Below are 19,311 nucleotides of genomic sequence, written 5' to 3'. Positions count from 1 at the left end.
GTCCGGGTGGACGTCGACGCCGGCCACGGCGCCGCACTAGGACGTGCACTGCCCTCCCCCGACGTGCCCTTGACCCGGAGACTGCGTTCGCTGCTCTCCTGGCAGCCGCCGGAGAACGACCCGGTCACAACGCTGGTCAAGACGCACCGGTCGATCCATCCGTCCGGAGATCTCGCGACGCTGCGGCACGCGTACCGGGTTGCGGAGAACTGTCACCGGGGGCAGATGCGCAAGAGCGGCGATCCGTACATCACGCATCCGCTAGCGGTCGCGGAGATCCTGGCCGAGATGGGCATGGACACCACCACGCTCATCGCGGCGCTGCTGCACGACACGGTCGAGGACACGTCGTACACGTTGGAGGCGCTGCGCGGCGACTTCGGCGACGAGGTGGCCCACCTGGTCGACGGCGTGACCAAGTTCGACAAGGCGTTCTACGGCAAAGCCGCCGAGTCCGAGACGATCCGCAAGATGATCGTGGCGGCCGGCAAGGACGTGCGCGTCCTGATCATCAAGCTGGCCGACCGCGTGCACAACATGCGCACGCTGGGCGCCCGCTCCAACGCCTCCCGCGAGCGCATCGCCAAGGCCACGCTGGACGTGCTGGTGCCGCTCTGCGACAAGCTCGGCATCCAGTGGCTCAAGCGCGAGCTGGACGACGTGGTGCTGCTCCACCTCCAGCCGGACGCGCACGAGCGCATCGCCACCCACGTGGCCAACCGCCCCGGCTGGGACGACTACCTCAACGACGTGGTCCGCCAGTCCAAGGCCGAGCTGCGCCGCCAGCGGGTGAGCGCCACGGTCTCGCCCCGCCCCCGGCACCTCTACTCGATCTGGAAGGACACGGTCCGCGGCGAGTACACCACGCCGTTCGACCTGCCCCGCATCGCGATCGTGATCGACGGCACGGAGACCGACTGCTACATGGCGCTCGGCGCGATCCACACCAAGTGGCGCCCGGTGCCCGGCCGGTTCAAGGACTTCATCGCCTCGCCGAAGAACAACCTCTACCGCTCGCTGCACACCACGGTCACCGGGCCGGACGGGCGCACGGTCGAGGTGCTCATCCGCACCGAGGCCATGCACCGCCTCGCCGAGTACGGCGTCGCCGCGCCCTACCGCTTCCCCAAGCTCGTGGCCCGGGGCGAGGGTGCGGAGCAGCTCGACTGGCTGCACCGCGTGCTCGACTGGGAGCCCGAGGCGAAGGACGCGGCCGTCTTCCTCAGCTCGCTCCGATGTGAGCTCGCGGAGTCACAGATCCAGGTTTTCTGCGAGGGGCGGCAACTGATGCTGCCCCTCGGTGCTACCTCCGTCGATCTGGCCTACGAGGTCGGCACCGACTCCGGCAACCGGTGCGTGGCCGTGACGATCAACGGGCGCACCGCGCCGATGCTCTCCGAGCTGGCCGAGGGCGACGTGGTCGAGCTGATCCTGGACACCGACGGCAGCACCGGCCCGCACCGCGACTGGCTGCAGCACGTCAAGACCTCGCACGCCCAGCTGACGCTGAACCGCCGGTTCGCCGAGGAGGACGCGCCGGGCATGACGATCACCGACAAGGTGCGTCTCGGGCGTGCCACGATCGGCCTGACGCTGCTGCGCAAGCACAACCGCGGCCTGGCCAGCGAGCGCCCGCTGCTCCGCCTCGCCGAACAGCTCGGTTATCCGGATCTGGAGACGCTGCTCGTGGCCGTCTTCGACCGTACGGTGGACCCGGACGATCTGGCGCAGAAGCTTGTCGCCTCGGTGGATCACCCGGACTGAGAGCGCACCCACTAGCCTTGCAAATGTGAATCTCCGCCACTCCACCACGCTCCGCGCCATCGCCTACGGCACCTTCTACCGGTTGCCGCTGGTCGTCCGCCGCCGAATAGTGCGCGCGGTGGTGCCGAAGTACGTCGTCGGCGCCGTGGTGTTCGTGCACGACTCCGAGGCGCCCGCCCCCGGCCGCCTGCTGCTGCAGTTCCAGCCGCCCGGCGTCAGCTGGACGCTGCCCGCCGGCCTGCTCCAGCGCAAGGAGGCCCCGATCGACGGCGCGCTCCGCGAGCTGCACGAGGAGACCGGCCTCAAGCTCACCCGCGCCGACCTGATCCCCGCCACGCCGAACGCGATCGTCCACGCCAAGGGCTGGGTCGACATGTGCTTCCACGCGTTCGTGCCCGCCTCCACCGCGCCCATCCGCGCGGACGGTGCCGAGGTGCTGGAGATCGGCTGGTACTCGCTGGACGACCTGCCGAAGCTCTCCCCCGCGACCGCGCGGCTGCTCGGCATGTTCGGCATCGGCCCGCAGGCCGCGCCCGGCTCGACGCCCCAGATCCCGTCGGTGCCCCGATGAGCGACATAGCCGCGGTCATCCTGGCCGCCGGGGAGGGCCAGCGGCTGCGTCCGCTGACGCTGACCGTGCCGAAGGCCCTGTGCCCGGTCGGGAACGTGCCGCTGCTGGACCGCGCGCTGGCACGGGTGGAGGCGCTCGGCCTTCCCGCCGCCGTGAACGCGGCCTATCTGGGCGAGGCCGTGGCACGGCACGTCGAGGGCCGCGCACACGTCTCCGTGGAGCCTGACGGGCCACTGGGGACCGGTGGCGGCCTCGCGCGCCTGAGATCCTGGGTGGACGGGCGCGGCGTGCTGCTGGGCAACGCGGACGCGTACCTCCATGACGCCGATCTTGATCCTGGCGCCGACATCGCCGCGCTGCTGGAAGGCTGGGACGGCGAGTCCGTGCGCATGCTCGGCCGCCCCGCCCCCGCCGGCCAGGGCGAGTTCGGCGAATACGACTTCGCCGGCTTCTCGCTGCTGCCCTGGCGTTTCGTGGCGACACTGCCAGATCACAAGCATGAGGTTGTACGGTCCGTCTGGCGCCCCGCCGAGCGCGAGGGCGCGCTGTCCGTCATCCCCTACGGCGGCACCTACCTGGACACCGGCACCCCGGCGCTCTACCTCGCGGCGAACCTGCACACCGCGCCGCTGATCGCTTCCTCCGCCCTGGTCTCCTCCTCCGCGGTGGTGGAACGGTCGGTCGTCGGCGACGGAGCCGTGGTGCGCGGCGACGTGCGCGACTCCGTGGTGTGGCCCGGCGGCCACGTCGCCGAGGGCGAGGTGCTGACCCGGTCGATCCGGGTCGGCAACGACCTGACGGTGGCGGTCGAGGGCCCGCTAGCATGAGCTGATCCGAGTCTTGCTGATCAAGGGAGCTGTCCGGTGATCACCGCGATCGTCCTCATCGACTGTGCCACCGACTCCATCCCGGAGGTGGCCGAGACGCTGGCCGCACTGCCCGGCGTCAGCGAGGTGTACTCCACCGCCGGCCACGTCGACCTGATCGCCATCATCCGGGTGCGCCAGTTCGAACAGATCGCGGACGTGATCGCCGGCAGCATCTCCAAGGTGCCCGGCGTGATCAACACCGAGTCCCACATCGCCTTCCGCGCCTACTCCCAGCACGACCTGGAGGAGACCTTCGCCATCGGCCTCCCCGAAAGCGACTGATCACCCCGCCCAGGCGGTCTTCTGTCTTCTGTGCGCAAGCACCCACACAGGTGACCGCCTGGCTGCCCCGTTTGCCGTCGACCCGCCCGTAGGGGTGCAGATCATCGGCGTGGCCGCCACCAACGCACCGGCGGCAAGACTCGTGACGCAAGCCTGAACCCGAGCCCAGCGAAACCGGCGGCGGTCCGTCACCCTCAAAACCGGACCACCCACGGACCGCCGCCGATCCGCGCGAGAGCGACCGCCCAAACGTGAGGACCACGAAGCCGGCGCACGACAGCTCTGGTCTGTCGTGCGGCGGCCTCGTGGTTCTCGCGTTGGGCGGTTGCTTCTCGCTGATCGGCTGCGGTTCTCGGGTGGTCCGGTTTTGAGGGTTCCGTATCGCGGCCCGCCGGTGGTTGCGTCGTGGTGGGGTTCAGGCTTGCGTCGCGTGGTTTGCCTGCGGAGCATTGGTGGCGGCCCTGTCGATGATCTGCTCCCCTGCGGGCGGGTCGACGGCATACGGGGCAGCCAGGCGGTCACCTCTGTGTGGGGGGCACACCCGAAGGCCGAAGAGCGCGCTGCGCTGTGGCGTCGAGGGTGGGGCTCGTCGCGGTCAACTGGGCACTCCGTGCCCGAAATGTCGTGAAATAGCGGCTTGCGCTGACGCCGAGAACTCGATGAGAACGGAACAGCCCGCCGGTCGCGAGGACCGGCGGGCTGTTACCAGAGGCAGGGAATCAGTGGCTGCTGCCGACCTCTTCGCGCTTCGCGGCGGGGTCGACCGGCGGGTGGCCGGGTGAGACCGGCGCCTCCGACGGCTTCTCGATCGGGAAGAAGAAGCCCTTGATGGCCGGTGCCAGGGCGCCGACGCGGTTCATCTTCTTCGGGACGACCCAGCCGGTGTACTCCAGGTGGGTGTGGCCGTGCTCGTCGGGGGCCGCCAGCGGCTGGTGGACCTCGATGAAGCGGCCGTCCGGGAGCCGGCGGATGATGCCGGTCTCGACGCCGTGGGCCAGGACCTCGCGGTCGTGCTGCTGGAGGCCCAGGCAGATCCGGTAGGTCACCCAGTAGGCGATCGGCGGGACGACGAGGAGGCCGATGCGGCCGACCCACGTCATCGCGTTGAGGCTGATGTGGAACTTGTCGGCCACGACGTCGTTGCCGCCGGAGATGGTGGCGATGATGAAGAACGAGATGGCCATCATGCCGAGCGCGGTACGCGGCGGGTTGTCGCGCGGACGCTCGAGCAGGTTGTGGATCTTCTTGTCGCCGGTGAGGCGGGCCTCGATGGCGGGGTACGTCATCGGGAGGACGGCCAGCACGCCGAGCAGCACGCCGGCGGGCCAGAACATGGGTGGGATGACGTAGCCGTCGCCGATCGGGATCTCGATGGCCCAGGCCGGCATCAGGCGGACCAGGCCGTCCATGAACATGACGTACCAGTCGGGCTGGGAGGCCGAGGAGACCTCGGACGCCCGGTACGGCCCGAAGAGCCAGATCGGGTTGATCTGGAACGCGCCGGCCATGAACGCGATGACGCCGAAGACGGCCATGAAGAAGCCGCCCTGCTTCATGGCGTACCGCGGGAACATGCGCTCGCCGACCACGTTCTCGTTCGTGCGGCCCGGACCCGGCCACTGCGTGTGCTTCTGGCTGAAGACCAGGCCGAGGTGCGCGGCGATCAGGCCGAGCAGGACCGCGGGGATGATCAGCACGTGCGCGATGAAGAAGCGCGGGATGATCAGCATGCCCGGGAACTCGCCGCCGAAGATCGAGCTGGAGAGCCAGGAGCCGATGACCGGCATGGAGAGCATGATCGCGGAGGCGATGCGGAGGCCGGTGCCGGAGAGGCCGTCGTCCGGGATCGAGTAGCCGGTGAAGCCGGCGAAGAATCCCATGAAGAACAGCGTCACGCCGATGACCCAGTTGGTCTCGCGCGGCTTGCGGAACGCGCCGGTGAAGAACACCCGGAACATGTGGATGACGATGGACGCCATGAACATGAGCGCGGCCCAGTGGTGCATCTGCCGCATGATCAGGCCGCCGCGGACGTCGAACGAGATGTCCAGCGTCGAGGCGTAGGCGGCCGACATCTCGGTGCCCCGGAGCGCCGTGTAGGAGCCGTCGTAGACGACCTCCTTCATCGACGGGTCGAAGAAGAGGGTCAGGAACACGCCGGTCAGCAGCAGCACGACGAACGAGAACAGCGCGATCTCGCCGAGCAGGAAGGACCAGTGGTCGGGGAAGACCTTGTTCAGAAGGCTGCGCAGCGGGGTCGCCACCTGCAGTCGCTCGTCAGCACCGCGCGCCACGTTTCCGGGCACGGCGCCGATGTCCAGCTTCCGGCGTTTCATGGCCGCTCCCAGAAGTCCGGCCCGACGGCCTCCTTGTAGTCGGCCTTCGCCACGAAGAAGCCCTCGGCGTCTACCTCGATCGGCAGCATCGCGAGCCTGCGGTGGGCGGGACCGAAAATCGGTCGGGCGTTGTCAATGATAAGGAACTGCGACTGGTGACAGGGGCACAGCAGCCGGTTCGTCTGCTGCTCGTAGAGGCTGGCGGGGCAGCCGGCGTGCGAGCAGATCTTGGAGAACGCGACATAAGGCCCGTAGTACGCACCCTTGTTGATCTCGTCCGCGTCGGCGGCCTCGGCGGCCTTGGCCGCGTCGTTCGCCCGCAGGTGGATCAGCAGCGTGGGCGAGTCGGCCCACTCGTTGGTGGCGCCGTGCGAGATGCCCGGGAACACCGTGATCTGGCCGCCGGCGCTGACGTCCTCCGGGCGGACCGGGGAGCCGTCCTCGCGGACCAGGCGGACCAGCTTGCCGTCGTTGTAGTCGGCGTTGAAGCCGGTCTTGAACATCGACTGGCGCTCGTCGCCGTGCGGGTCCTTGATCAGGCCGCCGATGAGCGGCGCGGCCGCGACCACGGCCACCGGGGCGAGGCCGAGGCCGATCGCGCCCTTCAGCAGCGGGCGGCGCTTGAGGCCGAGCTCGTCGAGCATGTAGAGCGCGGTCTCGCCGGTCAGCTTCTGCTCGTCCGCGTTCGTGCCGACGTGCCGGTCCTGCACCGAGATCTCGTGCGGCAGCAGCTTCTTGGCCCAGGTCAGGATGCCGAAGCCGATGCCGAGCAGCGCGATGCCGAGCGTGACGCCGAGCAGCGGCGTGTAGAACTTGCTGGCCGTGTAGGCGCCGAACTCGTACTCCCAGGGCCAGAAGATGAAGATGCCCAGGAACGCGAGCGAGGCGACGCCGGTGATCAGGAAGAACCCGGCGACGATCCGCACCATCCGCTTCTCGGCCTTGCTGCCGGGCGCGAACTGCGGCTCGTAGTGCACGATCTCGATGTCGTCCCGGCGCGCACCCTCACGGATGATCTCGAAGCGGGACAGCTTCGGGTCGTTGATGTCCACCGCTTCGGTGGACGGCGTCTTCGTGCTCACGACTTCCCCGCAATCCAGAGGCACGTGAAGACCAGCGCGGTGATGCCGACCAGGAAGATGGCCAGCCCCTCGGTGATCGGTCCGAAGCGGCCGAGGTTGAAGCCGCCCGGGTCGCCACCGTCCTGCAGCTGGCCGGTGATGTAGGTGATGATGTCGCGCTTCTGGTCCGGCGTGAGCTGGTTGTCGCCGAAGACCGGCATGTTCTGCGGGCCGGAGAGCATGGCCGCGTAGATGTCGCGCTCGCTGACGTCGGTCAGCGACGGCGCGAACTTGCCGGACGAGAGCGCGCCGCCGCCACCGCCGAAGCCGTGGCAGGAGGTGCAGTTGAGCCGGAACAGCTCGCCACCGCGGGAGAGTGCCTCCGGGTCCGCGTCCATGTCGTGGGTCAGCGGGCCGGACGGGATCTGTGGGCCGCCGCCGAGCTCCTGGATGTACGCCGCGAGCTTCTGCGTGTCCTCGGCGTTGAACATCGGGGCCTTGCGCTCGGCCTGCGCCTCCTGGCGGACCATCGGCATGCGGCCGGACTCGACCTGGAACTCGACGGAGGCGGAGCCGACGCCGATCAGGCTCGGGCCGCGGCCCTCGATGCCCTGGGCGTTGCGGCCGTGGCAGGTGATGCAGCTGTTGTCGAAGATCTCCTTGCCCTGCTGCGCCGCGGTGGAGAGCGCAACGTCCTCCTGCGCCTGGACGCTGGGCGCGAGAAACGTGTAGACGCCGCCGGCCAGCATCAGCGCGGCGACGAGCCGCACGGCGGCCCCGGCGCGGCGCCGCAGCTTGCTCGGCGGCGAGTTACGCCCACGGCGCCACCGGGCGCGAAGACCGCCGCCGCGGCCCGCACCCCGGCTGGCGGGGGAATGAGAAGTCATGGCAAGGAGTCCTTACGCGGTGGTAGACCGTTCGTGCTCAAGGGACGGGGCGGTGGCCCAGGATGTGACGCCGAGACCGAACTACTGCAGCCAGTAGATCATCCCGAACAGGCCGATCCAGACGACGTCGACGAAGTGCCAGTAGTAGGACACGACGATCGCGGCGGTGGCCTGAGCGGGGGTGAACCGGCCCATCGTGGTGCGCGCCATGAAGATGATGAACGCGATGAGGCCACCGGTGACGTGCAGGCCGTGGAAGCCCGTCGTCAGGTAGAACATCGATCCGTACCCATCAGTGTTGATCTTCACGCCCTCGCCCACGAGGGTGATGTACTCGTTCACCTGGCCGAGCACGAAGACCAGACCCATGACGAACGTGATCGTGAACCAGCGCCGCAGCGAGTGCACGTCGCCCCGCTCCGCCGCGAAGACACCCATCTGGCAGGTGATCGACGACAGGACCAGGATCACGGTGAACGTCGTCGCGTACGGGATGTTCAGCGCCTCGGTGTGGTGTTCCCACAGCTCAGGCGCCGCGGCCCGGATGGAGAAGTACATCGCGAACAGGGCCGCGAAGAACATCAGTTCGCTGGAGAGCCACACGATCGTGCCGACGCTGACCATGTTGGGTCGGGTCAGCGAATGGATCCGGCTCTTGTCAATGGCTGCCGCAGTCACGCCGTCATTATTGCCCCATACGTGGGGCGAACATCGCCGGGGTGGCAATCTTGGGGCGTGTCGGTCACCCGGCCGGGCCGGACCGCACGCGGAAAACGCGTGGGCATAGCCTCGGTGACGTGCTGCTCGTCGATCGGAATCCCCTCGCGACCTCGGCCGCTTCCGTACCATCGGGTGTGGAGCCGCTCACCGGGAGCAAGTTCTTCACCGAGGCCAGCGTGGACAGCTGGCTGGCCGCCGGCCTGGTCGTGGGCACGGCGCTCTACCTCTACGGGGTGTACCGGCTGCGACTGCGCGGCGACGCCTGGCCGCCGCTGCGCACGTTCTGCTTCCTGGTGCTCGGGTTCGGCTCGGTGGCGGCCGTGACCGTGAGCGGGCTGCACGCCTACGACACCGCGGTCATCTCGGTCCACATGATCCAGCACATGGTGCTGTCGATGATCGCGCCGATCTTCCTCGCGCTGGGTGCGCCGGTGACGCTGGCGCTGCGCCTGCTGCCGAAGTCACCGAAGGCCCTGCTGCTGAGCGTGCTGCACAGCCGCGTCGCGAAGGTGGTGACGCACCCGCTCTACGCCTACGCGCTCTTCGTCATCAACCCGTTCGTGCTCTACTTCAGCGGCCTCTACCGGCTCAGCCTGGAGAACGCGTTCGTCCACGAGCTGGTCCACCTGCACTTCCTGGCCACCGGCTGTCTGTTCTTCTGGCCGCTGCTGGGCCTGGACCCGCTGCCGAACCGCTGGCCGTACCCGGGCCGTGCGCTGCTGATGCTGCTCTCCGTGCCGTTCCACACCGTGCTGGGTCTGACGATCATGCAGAGCACCACGCTGCTGGGCGGCGACTGGTACCCGAACCTGGGCCTGACCTGGCTCGATCCGTTCACGGACCAGAAGACCGCGGGCGGCATCCTCTGGGCCGGCGGCGAGATCGTCAGCGTGACCATGCTGGGCGTGCTGATCCTCCAGTGGATCCGTCAGCAGGAGCGTGAGGCCCGCCGCGTCGACCGCCAACTGGATCGCGAGGAGGCGGCCGAGGCCGCCAGGATCAAGAGCGATTCCGAGGGTACGGACGAGATCACGCGTGCCGGGGCCTCCCCTTCCGGCGGGTGACGAGTAGCATCCGCACGACGGTCTGCGACGCACTTCACACGTGCGCCGCGACTGTCGCGCGCAGGAGATCAGCACGGCGTCGGAACGGAGCGGATCATGACCAGTGGTGACAGCAACCCGCAGGCTACGTACACGGTGTTGCTCTACAGCGACGATCCCGAGGTGCGCGATCACATGCGCCTGGCGATCGGCACCCGTCCCGCTCCGGACCTGGTCGTCGAGTTCGCGGACGCGTCCAGCTGGGAGGAGTGCCGCCGGCTGGTCGACGACTACGAGATCAGCCTGATGGTGCTCGACGGCGAGGCCACGCCGGCCGGCGGTCTCGGCATCGCCCGGCAGGTCAAGGACGAATACACGTCTCCCCCGCCGGTGATCGTCGTGATCGCCCGCGCGGCGGACCGATGGCTTGCCGCGTTCGCCGAGGTCGACGGCACGCTGCTGCACCCGCTCGACCCGGTGGAGACCGGCCGGGCCGTGGCGGCGATGCTCCGCTCCGGCAAGGCGCCACAGGTCACCAACGCGTAAATACCGACATAACACCCACTACAGATCCTCGGGAGGCCCGCCATGGGCGAACGGACCTGGTCGAATCTGCTCACCGCACTGCTGCGAGCCGACGAACTGTCCACCGAGGACACCTGGTGGGCGATGAACGAGATCGTCACCGGGAACACCACCCCCGCCCAGGTCGCCGGCTTCGCGATCGCGCTCCGGGCCAAGGGTGAGACGCCGGCCGAGCTGTCCGGCCTGGTCGACGCGATGCTGGCCAACGCGGTGCCGGTCACGGTGCCGGAGGAGATCCGCACCCGCGCGGTGGACATCGTCGGCACCGGCGGCGACCGCGCCCACACGGTGAACATCTCGACGATGGCCGCGGTCGTGGTGGCCGCGGCCGGCGTGCCGGTGGTCAAGCACGGCGGCCGTGCCGCGTCGTCCTCGTGCGGCGCCGCCGACCTGCTGGAACACTTCGGCATCCCGCTCGACCTGGGCCCGGAGGGCGTGACCCGCACCGTGACCGAGGCCGGCATCGGCTTCTGCTTCGCGGGCCGGTTCCACCCCGGCATGCGGTTCGTCGGCCCGACCCGGCGCGAGCTGGGCGTGCCGACCGCGTTCAACTTCCTCGGCCCGCTGACCAACCCGGCGCGGCCGACCGCGGGCGCGGTGGGCTGTTTCGACCCGCGGATGGCGCCGGTGATGGCCGGCGTGTTCGCCCGTCGCGGCGACTCCGTGCTGGTCATGCGCGGCGAGGACGGGCTGGACGAGTTCAGCACCGCCGCGCCGACCCGGGTCTGGGCCACGTCCGGCGGCACGGTCACGGAGCAGTTGCTCGACGCGACCGAGCTGGGCATCCCGCGGTCCGCGCCGGGTGATCTGCGCGGCGGCGACGTGGCGTTCAACGGTGCGGCCGCACGGCGGTTCTTCGCCGGCGAGACCGGTCCGGTGCGGGACTCCGTGCTGCTCAACGCGGCCGCGGGCTTCGCCGCGCAGTCCGGGCTTCAGGGTGACCTCCGGGAGGCGCTCAGCGACGGCCTGAAGCGGGCCGCCGAGGCCGTCGACTCCGGCGCCACGGAGAATCTGCTGGCCACGTGGGTCGACGCGGCCACCGCCGCCAAAGCGGCCGAATAAACCCCTCACGATCAAAATCACACGGGGGTACGGCGTGAGATACGTCGTACCCCCACTACTTTTGCCCGTTTTGTGGTGACACGCCGACGCGGGGTCCCACTTTTTGTCGGTGGTCGGTGGCAGGTTGGAATCACATTCGGGTAATTCCCCACCCTTCCCCGAGGAGGTACCCGTGGAAGAACGAGAGATGCAGTGCGTCATCTGCCAGCGGGAGATGCTGTTCGAGATCCCGCCCTGTGAAGATGATCATGGGGTCGACTGCCCCGAGCTGGTCTGCACCGGCTGCGGCGCGGCGATCGTCCTGCAGCCGATCACGATGCGGGTCTGGCGCAGGACACCCGGCAACCGCGTGGCGCCGATACAGCGACGCGCCGCCTAGACACAGCAGAAACGCCCGCTCCCGGAAGACCGGGGCGGGCGTTTCTGTGGAAGCCTCTAGAACTCGACCGGACGCCGGGTGCCGGAGTAGTACTCGAAGAGCAGGCCGCAGGCGGAGCTGATCACCAGGAGCATGCCCAGCGCGATCAGCCACCACATGAAGAAGACCAGGCCCAGTGCCGTGAGCGCGCAGGAGAGCGCGAGACCGAACGGCCAGTAGCTGCCCGGACTGAAGAAGCCGACCTCGCCGGCGCCCTCCGCGATCTCCGCGTCCGCCCGGTCCTCCGGACGGAGGTCGATGCGCCGCGAGACGAACCAGAAGAAGCCGGCACACATCGAGCAGAGCAGGCCGGACAGGATCAGCGCGACCACGCCGACCCACTCCAGGTGGCCGGTCTCGCCGTCGGTCCAGAAACCGTAGAGCGCGGCGGCGAAGAACAGGAAGAGGGCGACACCGCCGAACATCCGATATTCAGCCTTCATGGCCGTCCCCTACCTTCCCGTGCCAGCGGGCTGCGAGCCGTTGAAGTTGTGCTCGTCACGCTTCTGCGTGTACGGGTCCGTCGTCACCGCGAACCGGTCGTCGCCGGTGAAGCCGATGGCCTCCATCGCCTCCGGCGTCGACTTGCCGGCCTGCTTGGCCTGCAGGAACGTCTGGTAGCGCTCCGGCGAGACCGAGACCAGCTCGAAGTTCATCATCGAGTGGTACGTGCCGCACAGCTCGGCGCACCGGCCGACGTACCGGCCCTCGGTGTCGATCGAGACCTCGAAGACGTTGCGGGCGCTGCCCGGGAGCACGTCGCGCTTGAACAGCAGCTCCGGCACCCAGAACGAGTGGATGACGTCACGGCTGGTCTCCTCGAACCGGATCTTCTTTCCGGTCGGCAGGACCAGCAGCGGGATCTCGTCGGTCGAGCCGACGGTCGAGGCCAGCACCTCGGAGTCCTTGCCCGGCTCGGCCAGGTAGTTGAACTGCCAGTTCCACTTGAACGCGACGACCTCGACGGTGACGTCCGGGTTCGTGGAGAGCTTGTCCACTTCGGTCTGCGTGATCGCGGTGTAGTAGAAGAGCACACACACCACCAGCACCGGAGTGACCGTGTAGAGCACCTCCATCGGCATGTTGAACCGGGTCTGCGGAGGCAGCTCGTCGCCGCGCTTCCGGTACCGGATGACACACCAGAAGATCAGGCCCCACACGAAGACGCCGACCACGAGCGCCGCGACCACGGAGCCGATCCACAGGTCGTACATCTTCTGGCCCTGCGGCGTGATGCCGCCCTGCGGCCAGCCGAAGCCGCCGAAGGCCGCACCGACGTCGCAGCCGCTCAGCAGGGCGACCAGCAGCACGCCCCCGAAGCCGAGCCCGGCGACCCGCCGGTTGCGGGAGCCGTTGTCCCGTCCCGTGTCCGAGGCGCGCACGCCCGAACCCTTTGCGACCACTGCTCCTGCCTCTCCTCCGCGGTACATGTTGCTCATTCGCGCCCCATGCCTCACCGCCGTGTGATACGACCGGCCGCGGTGGTTGGTGTGCCGCGTGGCCGGTTTCTCGCCACCGGGCACCGCCTCTTCAGGCGGCACCGACGACCGCAGATTACTTCACCTGGCCTCGGCGCAAGCCCCAGGGGTCCGCGTGTCAGCCGCTTTGTGATCACGGCGATCATCTGGACGATACCGTTTGGCACGTGTCCTCAAGCGCGCAACCCGGAGCTTCGGCCGCCTACCTCGACGCCGCCACCGCGGTCCCCCTGCACCCGCTGGCCAAACAGGCCATGATGGCCGCGATGGCCGAGGGCTGGGCCGATCCCGGCAAGCTCTACACCCAGTCCCGCAAGGCGCGGCACCTCGTCGAGGCCGCGCGCGCCACCATCGCCGAGTGTCTCTCCGTACGCCGTGAGGAGCTGTTCTTCACGACCAGCGGCACCACCGCCGCGCACGCGGCCGTGCTGGGCGGCCTCGCCGGCCGGCGCCGGGCCGGCGAGACCTTTGTGCACTCCGCGATCGAGCACTCCGCCGTGCTGCACGCCGCGACGTTCGCGGGCGCGCCCGCCACCAGCGTCGGCGTGAACCTCAAGGGCCGGCTCGATCTGGAGGCCTGGGAGGCCGCGGTCAAGGCGCCGGGCGTGGCGCTGGCCGCACTGATCAGCGCGTCGCACGAGGCCGGGACCGTGCAGCCGGTGTCCGCGGCCGCGGAGATGTGCGCGGAGGCGGGCGTGCCGCTCTACGTGGACGCGGCACAGTCGATCGGCCGGATGGGCGTGCCGCCGGGCTGGTCGCTGCTGACCGCGAGCGCGCGCAAGTGGGGCGGGCCGTCCGGCGTGGGCGTGCTGGTGATCCGCAAGAGCATGCGCTGGGTGTCGCCGTACCCGGAGGACGAGCGCTCCTATGCCCGTACCCCCGGCGCCATTGATCTGCCCGCCATCGTCGGGGCCGCGGCCGCGCTGCGGGCCGTGACCAACGACGCGGCCGCGGAACGCAAGCGGCAGTCCGCGCTGGTCGACCGGATCAGGACCGAGGTGCCGCGGCTGGTCCCGGACGTGGAGGTGGTCGGCGACCCGGTCGAACGGCTGCCGCACCTGGTCACGTTCTCCTGTCTCTACGTGGACGGCGAGGCGCTGCTGCACGCGCTGGACCGGCGCGGTTTCGCGGTGTCGTCCGGCTCGTCGTGCACGTCGTCCACGCTGCGCCCGAGCCACGTCCTCGAGGCGATGGGCGTGCTGTCGCACGGCAACGTGCGGGTGTCGCTGCACCGCGACACCACCTCGGAGGACGTGGACCGGTTCCTGGCCGAGTTGCCCGGCATCGTGGCCGAGCTGCGCGCCGAGGCGGGCGTCTAACGGAACGCGGCGACCGTCTGGCCGTCGCGGAACAGGAAGGCGCGGTTCACGCCGAGCGCGACCTTGCTGCCGCCGTACTCGCCGAGCGGCAGCCGGCGCAGTTCCCTACCGTCCGTGGCACGCAGCGCCAATAGTTGACCGGCCGGCATGTCCGTGTTGCTGACCAGCCAGACCACGCCGTTACCGGAGGTGATCCCGCCGTACGGGCGGGCGCCCTGCGCGGTCCACAGGCGGCGGCCGGTCTTCCCGTCGAGCGCGGCGACCCGGTGGTCGTCCGGGATCTTCGCGTCGTTCAGGCCGACGTAGAACCGGCCGTCGGCCGCGGCCAGGTCCTGGTAGCGGTGTGACGTCGGCGCGCACCAGAGCGTCTTGCCGTTCGTGGCGCGGTAGGCGCAGAGCCGGTCGCCGTTCACGGCCACCGCGTCCGCGTCGGCCGCGATCTCGCCGCCGCCCGGCACCGCTCGCTGCCAGACCTTCACGTTCTTCCGGGTGAGCACGGTGACCAGCGCGGGCGAGTCGTCCACGATCGGCTCCGGCTCCTTGCCCGGTTCGATGATGTCGTCGCCGTACAGCTCGTCCCTGTCCTGCCAGGTGCGGACCGCGATCCGCCCGCCGGCCACGGTGGCGACCGGGCTGCCGCCGGCGAGCTTCCGGATCCAGGTGCGGCGACCTGTGTCCGCGCGGAACGCGTGCAGTTCGGTCCGCTCGCAGACGTCGCCCTCGTGGTGGCCGCACCGGAACTCGGCCGCGGCCAGCACCAGCCCGCCGGTGGCCAGCACCCAGTCGGTGCGCACGTCGCCGGGGAGCTTCGCGGTCCAGCGGGGCTTGCCGTCCGGGCGGTAGGCGCGCACGACGCCGTCATCCGTGGTGATCGTAAAGACCGAGTCGCCGTCGCTGACCGGGCTCGCGATGCCGTACCCGCGCACGGCCGGCGCGAACGACTGCCGCTTGCCGGTCCCGGTGTCCCGCCGGACCAGGCCGGCCCTGCCGCCGCCGCTCTCCGCGTAGTAGACCGCGCCCGCGAAGTAGAGCGGATCACCGGTCAACCCCTTCGCGGGTACGGACCAGGCCTGCTTCAGCACGGCCGCCATCGACGGCGTGGGGCCGTCCGTGTCCGCGACCGGCGGCACCAGGACCGGGTCGACCGGCGCGGCCAGGGCCGGGCTCGGGACCAGGGCCGCCAGCAGGGCCGCAGCAAGCGCTGTTTTCTTCATGATTGAGAGCCTTTCGTCGTAATTGCGGCTTTAGTATCTGCTCCGCGCGACGACGAGTCCGGCGTTTCCGTGCACAACTCTTGTGCATAATTTCTGTGCACAGTTATTGTGCATCTGTGGAAGAACGCGACTGGATCGGTGTCCGGATCAACCCGGCGCAGCTGAAGACGATGGCCCACCCGCTGCGGTCCCGCCTGCTTGCCGCGCTGCGGACCGACGGCGCCGCCACCGCCACCAAGCTCGCCGAGCGGCTCGGCACGAACACCGGCGCCACCAGCTACCACCTGCGGCAACTCGCCGAGGTGGGCCTGGTCGTGGAGGAGGACCGGCCCGGCTCCGGCAAACAACGCTGGTGGCGCGCCGCGCAGAACTGGCACAGCATCATCGCCGGCGACTTCGCGGACGACCCCGACTCCCAGGCCGCACTCGACTGGCTGGAGGAGTTCTACCGCTCCGAGCACGGCCGCTGGGCCGCCCAGTGGCGCGCCGAGTCCCGGGAGTGGCCGGCCGAGTGGCAGGCCGCCGCCACCACCAACGACTACCTGCTCACGCTCACCCCCGACCAGGTCCGCGCCCTGACCGCCGAGGTCGACGCCGTGATGGAGCGCTACCGCACCATGCCGGTCACGGACGGCTCCGAGCGTGTCCTGGTCATGTACGAGAACCATCCGGTCCCGAGGAGGACGCCGCGATGACCGTCCGGACCCGCTATCTGATACTCCACGGCCTGCGCTGGATGCCGGTCGGACTGATGATCCCGGTGCTGGTGCTGCTGGCGCAGGAGCGTGGCATGACGCTCGCCCAGATCGGCCTGATCACCGCCGCGCAGGGCTTCGTCGTGCTCGGCCTGGAGCTGCCCACCGGCGGCCTGGCCGACACCATCGGCCGCCGCCCCGTGCTACTGCTCGCCGCACTGGTCAACCTCGCGTCACTGGCGTTCCTGGTGGTCGCGGACCAGTTCTGGATGTTCGTGGTGATCTTCGCGATGCAGGGTGTGTTCCGCGCCCTGGACAGCGGCCCGCTCGACTCCTGGTACGTCGACGCCACCCTAGCCGAGAACCCGTCCGCGTCCTTCGAGAGCGGCCTCAGCCGTGCCGGCGTCGTGTCCGGCATCGCGATCGGCGGCGGCGCGCTGCTCTCCGGTGCCCTGGTCGCGCTGGACCCGATCCCCGCCGTGAGCGCGCTCACCACCCCGATCCTGGTCGCCGTCGTACTGCAGACGATAACCGTGACCGCGATCCTCACGCTCCTCCGCGAGCCGCCGCGCCACTCCCGCACCCGCTTCGCCGCCACCCTGCGCGGCGTGCCCGCCGTGGTAACCGACGCGCTCGGCCTCCTGCGCCGCTCCCGCGTGCTGGCCGCGCTGGTCGGTGTGGAACTGTGCTGGGCGTTCGGCATGATGACGTTCGAGGTCTTCTTCCCCGTGCGCCTCTCCGAAGTGGTCGGCGACCCCGCCACCGCCGCCTCGATCCTCGGCCCCGTCGGCTCCGCCGCCTGGCTCGCCTCCGCCGCCGGCGCAGCCCTGGTCCCACTCCTGGTCCGGCGACTCGGCCCCGCCTGGTCCGGCCTGACGCTGCAACTCGGCCAGGCACTCGCCGTCCTCGCGATCGGCCTGTTCACCGGCCCCGCCGGCGCGATCACCGCCTACCTGCTCTGCTACACACTCCACGGCGCCGTGAACCCGGTCTACTCCGGCCTCCTCCACCGCCAGGCCGACGCCACGAACCGCACCACCGTCGCGTCCCTCAGCTCCATGGCCGGCCAGCCCGCGGGCGCGGTCGGCAGCATCACACTCGCCGCCATCGCCCAGGCCACCACCGTCCGCACCGCCATCCTCGCCGGCACGATTCCCCTGGCCCTGGCCGCCCTCGGCTACCTCGCCGCGCGCCTCACTCCCCCACCCACCACCCTCGCAAGCACGCCCGACCATGCCGGCGAACCGGACAGCCCCGCCGTCGCTCCAGGCGCCGCCGCCGGACCAGCCCTCACCTCCGGCCCGCCGGAGGTCGCGATCACGCAATAAGCCGAAATTTCGGGCACAGAGTGTTCGGACGATACCCCGGTCTCGCTGACGTATACGTGGGCATTTGATCTTCGCTTTTCGCGGATGAGTGACCGCCTGGCTGTTCCGTATGCCGGACGGGCACCGCGCGGACCCAATCGCACCGCGTTCGCGCGCCGCGCGGAGCCCCGTTCACAGGCTCCGCGCGGCGCCCACGATCACCCGCGCAGATAGTCCAGCAACGAGCCCAGCGGATCCCCCGGCACCGTCGTGTCGATCACCACGCGGCGCCCGACGTACGGCTGGTATTCCGCGCGTCTCTCCAGCACCCGGACCCAGTCCACATCCGCGTACGCCGGGTCCGCGGCCTGCCGAGCCTCGATCCGGCGACGGTGCTCGTCCTCGTCCGCGCACCAGACCTCGACCACCCGCAGCGGCACCTTGGCCCGCTCCGCGAGTTCGAGCCACATCTCCCGTGCCTCGGCCACCGGATTGACCGCGTCCACGATCACCGGCAACCCGAGCTCCAGCTGGATCTCGGCCAGCGCGGCCACCGCCTGGTACGCCTCCGGCCCGGCCGCACCATAGACACGCTCGATCGGATCCACCGGAAGGACCGGGGCCGGCAGTGCGGCGCCCACCCGGCGGGCGAGCGTGCTCTTGCCGACCCCCGGCAGCCCGGCGAAGACGATCAGCACCGGGCGGCCGCTCACGGGATCAGGTGCGGGCGCACGTCCTCGGCCGCGGCGTCGCCGTAGGCCTCGCCGAGGGCCTTGACGAACTGGTCGGCGCTGATCTCGTACTCCTGGGTGCCGATGGTCTCCAGCACGTAGGTGGCGAGCAGCGAGCCGATCTGCGCGGAGCGCTCCAGGCTGAGGCCCCAGGTGAGGCCCGCGAAGAAGCCGGACCGGAACGCGTCGCCGCCGCCGGTCGGGTCGTAGGCGGAGACCTCGCGGGCGACCGGGACGTGGATGGTCTCGATGTCGCGGCCGGAGATGCGCGCGCCGTCCTTGCCGAGCGTGGTGATCTGGACCTTGATCCGGTCCAGGACCTGCGCCTCGGTGAGGCCGGTCTTGCTCTCGAGCAGCGACTTCTCGTACTCGTTGGTGAAGAGGAACTCGGCGCCGTCGATCAGTTTCAGCACGTCGTCGCCCTCGACGCGGGCGAGCTGCTGCGACGGGTCGGCGGCGAACCGGATGCCCCGCTCACGGCACTCCTCGGAGTGGCGGACCATGGCGGCCGGGTCGTTGGCGCCGATGAGCACCAGGTCGAGGCCGTTGTTGCGGTCCGCGACGGGCGCGAGCTCGATGTTGCGGGCCTCGGCCATCGCGCCGGCGTAGAACGACGCGATCTGGTTCATCTCGGTGTCGGTGGTGCAGACGAAGCGCGCGGTGTGCGCGACCTCGCTGATGTAGACCGAGCCGCAGTCGACGCCGTGCCGCTCCAGCCAGGAGCGGTAGTCGGCGAAGTCCGCACCGACGGCGCCGACCAGGATCGGGCTGAGCCCGAGCTGGCCCATGCCGAACGCGATGTTGGCGGCCACGCCGCCGCGGCGCACCACGAGGTCGTCGACGAGGAAGGACAGCGACACCTTGTGCAGCTGGTCAGCCAGGAGCTGGTCGGCGAACCGTCCCGGGAAGTGCATCAGATGGTCGGTGGCGATCGAGCCGGTAACGGCGATCTTCATGTCGGCCCTCGAG

General features: G+C 69.9%; 20 protein-coding genes. 11 read left to right on the top strand and 9 right to left on the bottom strand.

Annotated features, from left to right (window positions below; genetic code table 11):
• The first annotated feature begins 6 nt into the window (after positions 1–6).
• The 4 genes from OP04_RS19645 to OP04_RS19630 are packed head-to-tail and all read left to right on the top strand — an operon-like array spanning position 7 to position 3,486.
• Complete coding sequence (locus tag OP04_RS19645; RefSeq protein ID WP_033341215.1) at positions 7–1,764, top strand: RelA/SpoT family protein; 1,758 nt, start codon at positions 7–9, stop codon at positions 1,762–1,764.
• A gap of 25 nt (positions 1,765–1,789) precedes the next feature.
• Positions 1,790–2,335, top strand: a complete 546-nt coding sequence (locus OP04_RS19640) for an NUDIX hydrolase (protein ID WP_033341214.1) — start codon at positions 1,790–1,792, stop codon at positions 2,333–2,335.
• Positions 2,332–3,162 carry an NTP transferase domain-containing protein gene (locus OP04_RS19635; protein WP_033341213.1) on the top strand — a complete coding sequence of 277 codons (831 nt, stop codon included), beginning with the start codon at positions 2,332–2,334 and terminating at the stop codon, positions 3,160–3,162. Before OP04_RS19640 ends, OP04_RS19635 begins: the two co-directional genes overlap by 4 nt.
• A 36-nt stretch (positions 3,163–3,198) precedes the next feature.
• Positions 3,199–3,486: an Lrp/AsnC family transcriptional regulator gene (locus OP04_RS19630; RefSeq protein WP_033341212.1), complete on the top strand. Its 288-nt coding sequence runs from the start codon at positions 3,199–3,201 to the stop codon at positions 3,484–3,486.
• Positions 3,487–4,205: 719 nt separating this feature from the next.
• Here OP04_RS19630 and qcrB read toward each other — a convergent pair.
• The 4 genes from qcrB to ctaE form a co-directional block, all read right to left on the bottom strand.
• Positions 4,206–5,822, bottom strand: a complete 1,617-nt coding sequence (qcrB, locus tag OP04_RS19625; RefSeq protein WP_033341211.1) for a cytochrome bc1 complex cytochrome b subunit — start codon at positions 5,820–5,822, stop codon at positions 4,206–4,208.
• Positions 5,819–6,904 (bottom strand): cytochrome bc1 complex Rieske iron-sulfur subunit, encoded by a 1,086-nt coding sequence (gene qcrA / locus OP04_RS19620; RefSeq protein WP_033341210.1) that lies wholly within the window; start codon positions 6,902–6,904, stop codon positions 5,819–5,821. The genes qcrB and qcrA overlap by 4 nt, the downstream gene beginning before the upstream one ends.
• Positions 6,901–7,770, bottom strand: a complete 870-nt coding sequence (qcrC, locus tag OP04_RS19615; protein WP_033341209.1) for a cytochrome bc1 complex diheme cytochrome c subunit — start codon at positions 7,768–7,770, stop codon at positions 6,901–6,903. Before qcrC ends, qcrA begins: the two co-directional genes overlap by 4 nt.
• Before the next feature lie 81 nt (positions 7,771–7,851).
• The gene (gene ctaE, locus OP04_RS19610; protein WP_033341208.1) at positions 7,852–8,448 is read right to left on the bottom strand and encodes an aa3-type cytochrome oxidase subunit III; all 597 of its coding nucleotides are present in this window, start codon (positions 8,446–8,448) and stop codon (positions 7,852–7,854) included.
• 122 nt (positions 8,449–8,570) lie between these two features.
• Here ctaE and OP04_RS19605 point away from each other — a divergent pair, with 122 nt between their 5' ends.
• The 4 genes from OP04_RS19605 to OP04_RS19590 all read left to right on the top strand — a co-directional run bounded on the left by OP04_RS19605 (position 8,571) and on the right by OP04_RS19590 (position 11,559).
• Positions 8,571–9,554, top strand: coding sequence for a cytochrome c oxidase assembly protein (locus OP04_RS19605; protein ID WP_063746643.1), 984 nt, complete (start codon positions 8,571–8,573; stop codon positions 9,552–9,554).
• 96 nt (positions 9,555–9,650) lie between these two features.
• Entirely contained in the window at positions 9,651–10,079 is a 429-nt protein-coding gene (locus OP04_RS19600; RefSeq protein ID WP_051798332.1) for a response regulator, read from the top strand.
• A gap of 42 nt (positions 10,080–10,121) precedes the next feature.
• Positions 10,122–11,180 carry an anthranilate phosphoribosyltransferase gene (trpD, locus tag OP04_RS19595; protein WP_033341207.1) on the top strand — a complete coding sequence of 353 codons (1,059 nt, stop codon included), beginning with the start codon at positions 10,122–10,124 and terminating at the stop codon, positions 11,178–11,180.
• Positions 11,181–11,352: 172 nt separating this feature from the next.
• Complete coding sequence (locus OP04_RS19590; protein ID WP_033341206.1) at positions 11,353–11,559, top strand: hypothetical protein; 207 nt, start codon at positions 11,353–11,355, stop codon at positions 11,557–11,559.
• Between the two features lie 56 nt (positions 11,560–11,615).
• Here OP04_RS19590 and OP04_RS19585 read toward each other — a convergent pair whose 3' ends face one another.
• Together OP04_RS19585 and ctaC are read right to left on the bottom strand one after the other, a co-directional pair.
• A complete protein-coding gene (locus OP04_RS19585; protein WP_033341205.1) occupies positions 11,616–12,041 on the bottom strand; it encodes a cytochrome c oxidase subunit 4 in 426 nt (141 codons plus the stop codon).
• Between the two features lie 9 nt (positions 12,042–12,050).
• Complete coding sequence (gene ctaC, locus OP04_RS19580; protein ID WP_085066606.1) at positions 12,051–13,028, bottom strand: aa3-type cytochrome oxidase subunit II; 978 nt, start codon at positions 13,026–13,028, stop codon at positions 12,051–12,053.
• Positions 13,029–13,243: 215 nt separating this feature from the next.
• Between ctaC and OP04_RS19575 the strand changes: the two genes are divergently transcribed.
• Positions 13,244–14,395 carry a cysteine desulfurase family protein gene (locus OP04_RS19575; RefSeq protein ID WP_033341203.1) on the top strand — a complete coding sequence of 384 codons (1,152 nt, stop codon included), beginning with the start codon at positions 13,244–13,246 and terminating at the stop codon, positions 14,393–14,395.
• Here the strand turns inward: OP04_RS19575 and OP04_RS19570 are convergent.
• Complete coding sequence (locus OP04_RS19570) at positions 14,392–15,609, bottom strand: outer membrane protein assembly factor BamB family protein (protein WP_033341202.1); 1,218 nt, start codon at positions 15,607–15,609, stop codon at positions 14,392–14,394. The two genes, OP04_RS19575 and OP04_RS19570, sit on opposite strands and share 4 nt — an antisense overlap.
• Positions 15,610–15,725: 116 nt before the next feature.
• Here OP04_RS19570 and OP04_RS19565 point away from each other — a divergent pair, with 116 nt between their 5' ends.
• Complete coding sequence (locus tag OP04_RS19565; RefSeq protein ID WP_033341201.1) at positions 15,726–16,304, top strand: ArsR/SmtB family transcription factor; 579 nt, start codon at positions 15,726–15,728, stop codon at positions 16,302–16,304.
• Positions 16,301–17,632: an MFS transporter gene (locus OP04_RS19560; RefSeq protein ID WP_051798330.1), complete on the top strand. Its 1,332-nt coding sequence runs from the start codon at positions 16,301–16,303 to the stop codon at positions 17,630–17,632. Before OP04_RS19565 ends, OP04_RS19560 begins: the two co-directional genes overlap by 4 nt.
• A gap of 197 nt (positions 17,633–17,829) precedes the next feature.
• On the opposite strand, the gene OP04_RS19555 is transcribed toward OP04_RS19560, so the two are convergent.
• Together OP04_RS19555 and OP04_RS19550 are read right to left on the bottom strand one after the other, a co-directional pair.
• Positions 17,830–18,324, bottom strand: a complete 495-nt coding sequence (locus OP04_RS19555; protein ID WP_051798327.1) for an AAA family ATPase — start codon at positions 18,322–18,324, stop codon at positions 17,830–17,832.
• The gene (locus OP04_RS19550) at positions 18,321–19,298 is read right to left on the bottom strand and encodes a carbohydrate kinase family protein (protein ID WP_033341200.1); all 978 of its coding nucleotides are present in this window, start codon (positions 19,296–19,298) and stop codon (positions 18,321–18,323) included. Before OP04_RS19550 ends, OP04_RS19555 begins: the two co-directional genes overlap by 4 nt.
• Between the last annotated feature and the right edge of the window lie 13 nt (positions 19,299–19,311).

The sequence above is a fragment of the Catenuloplanes japonicus genome, from assembly GCF_000717135.1.
Classification (GTDB): Bacteria; Actinomycetota; Actinomycetes; order Mycobacteriales; family Micromonosporaceae; genus Catenuloplanes; species Catenuloplanes japonicus.
This window is presented reverse-complemented; position numbering and strand designations above follow the sequence as displayed.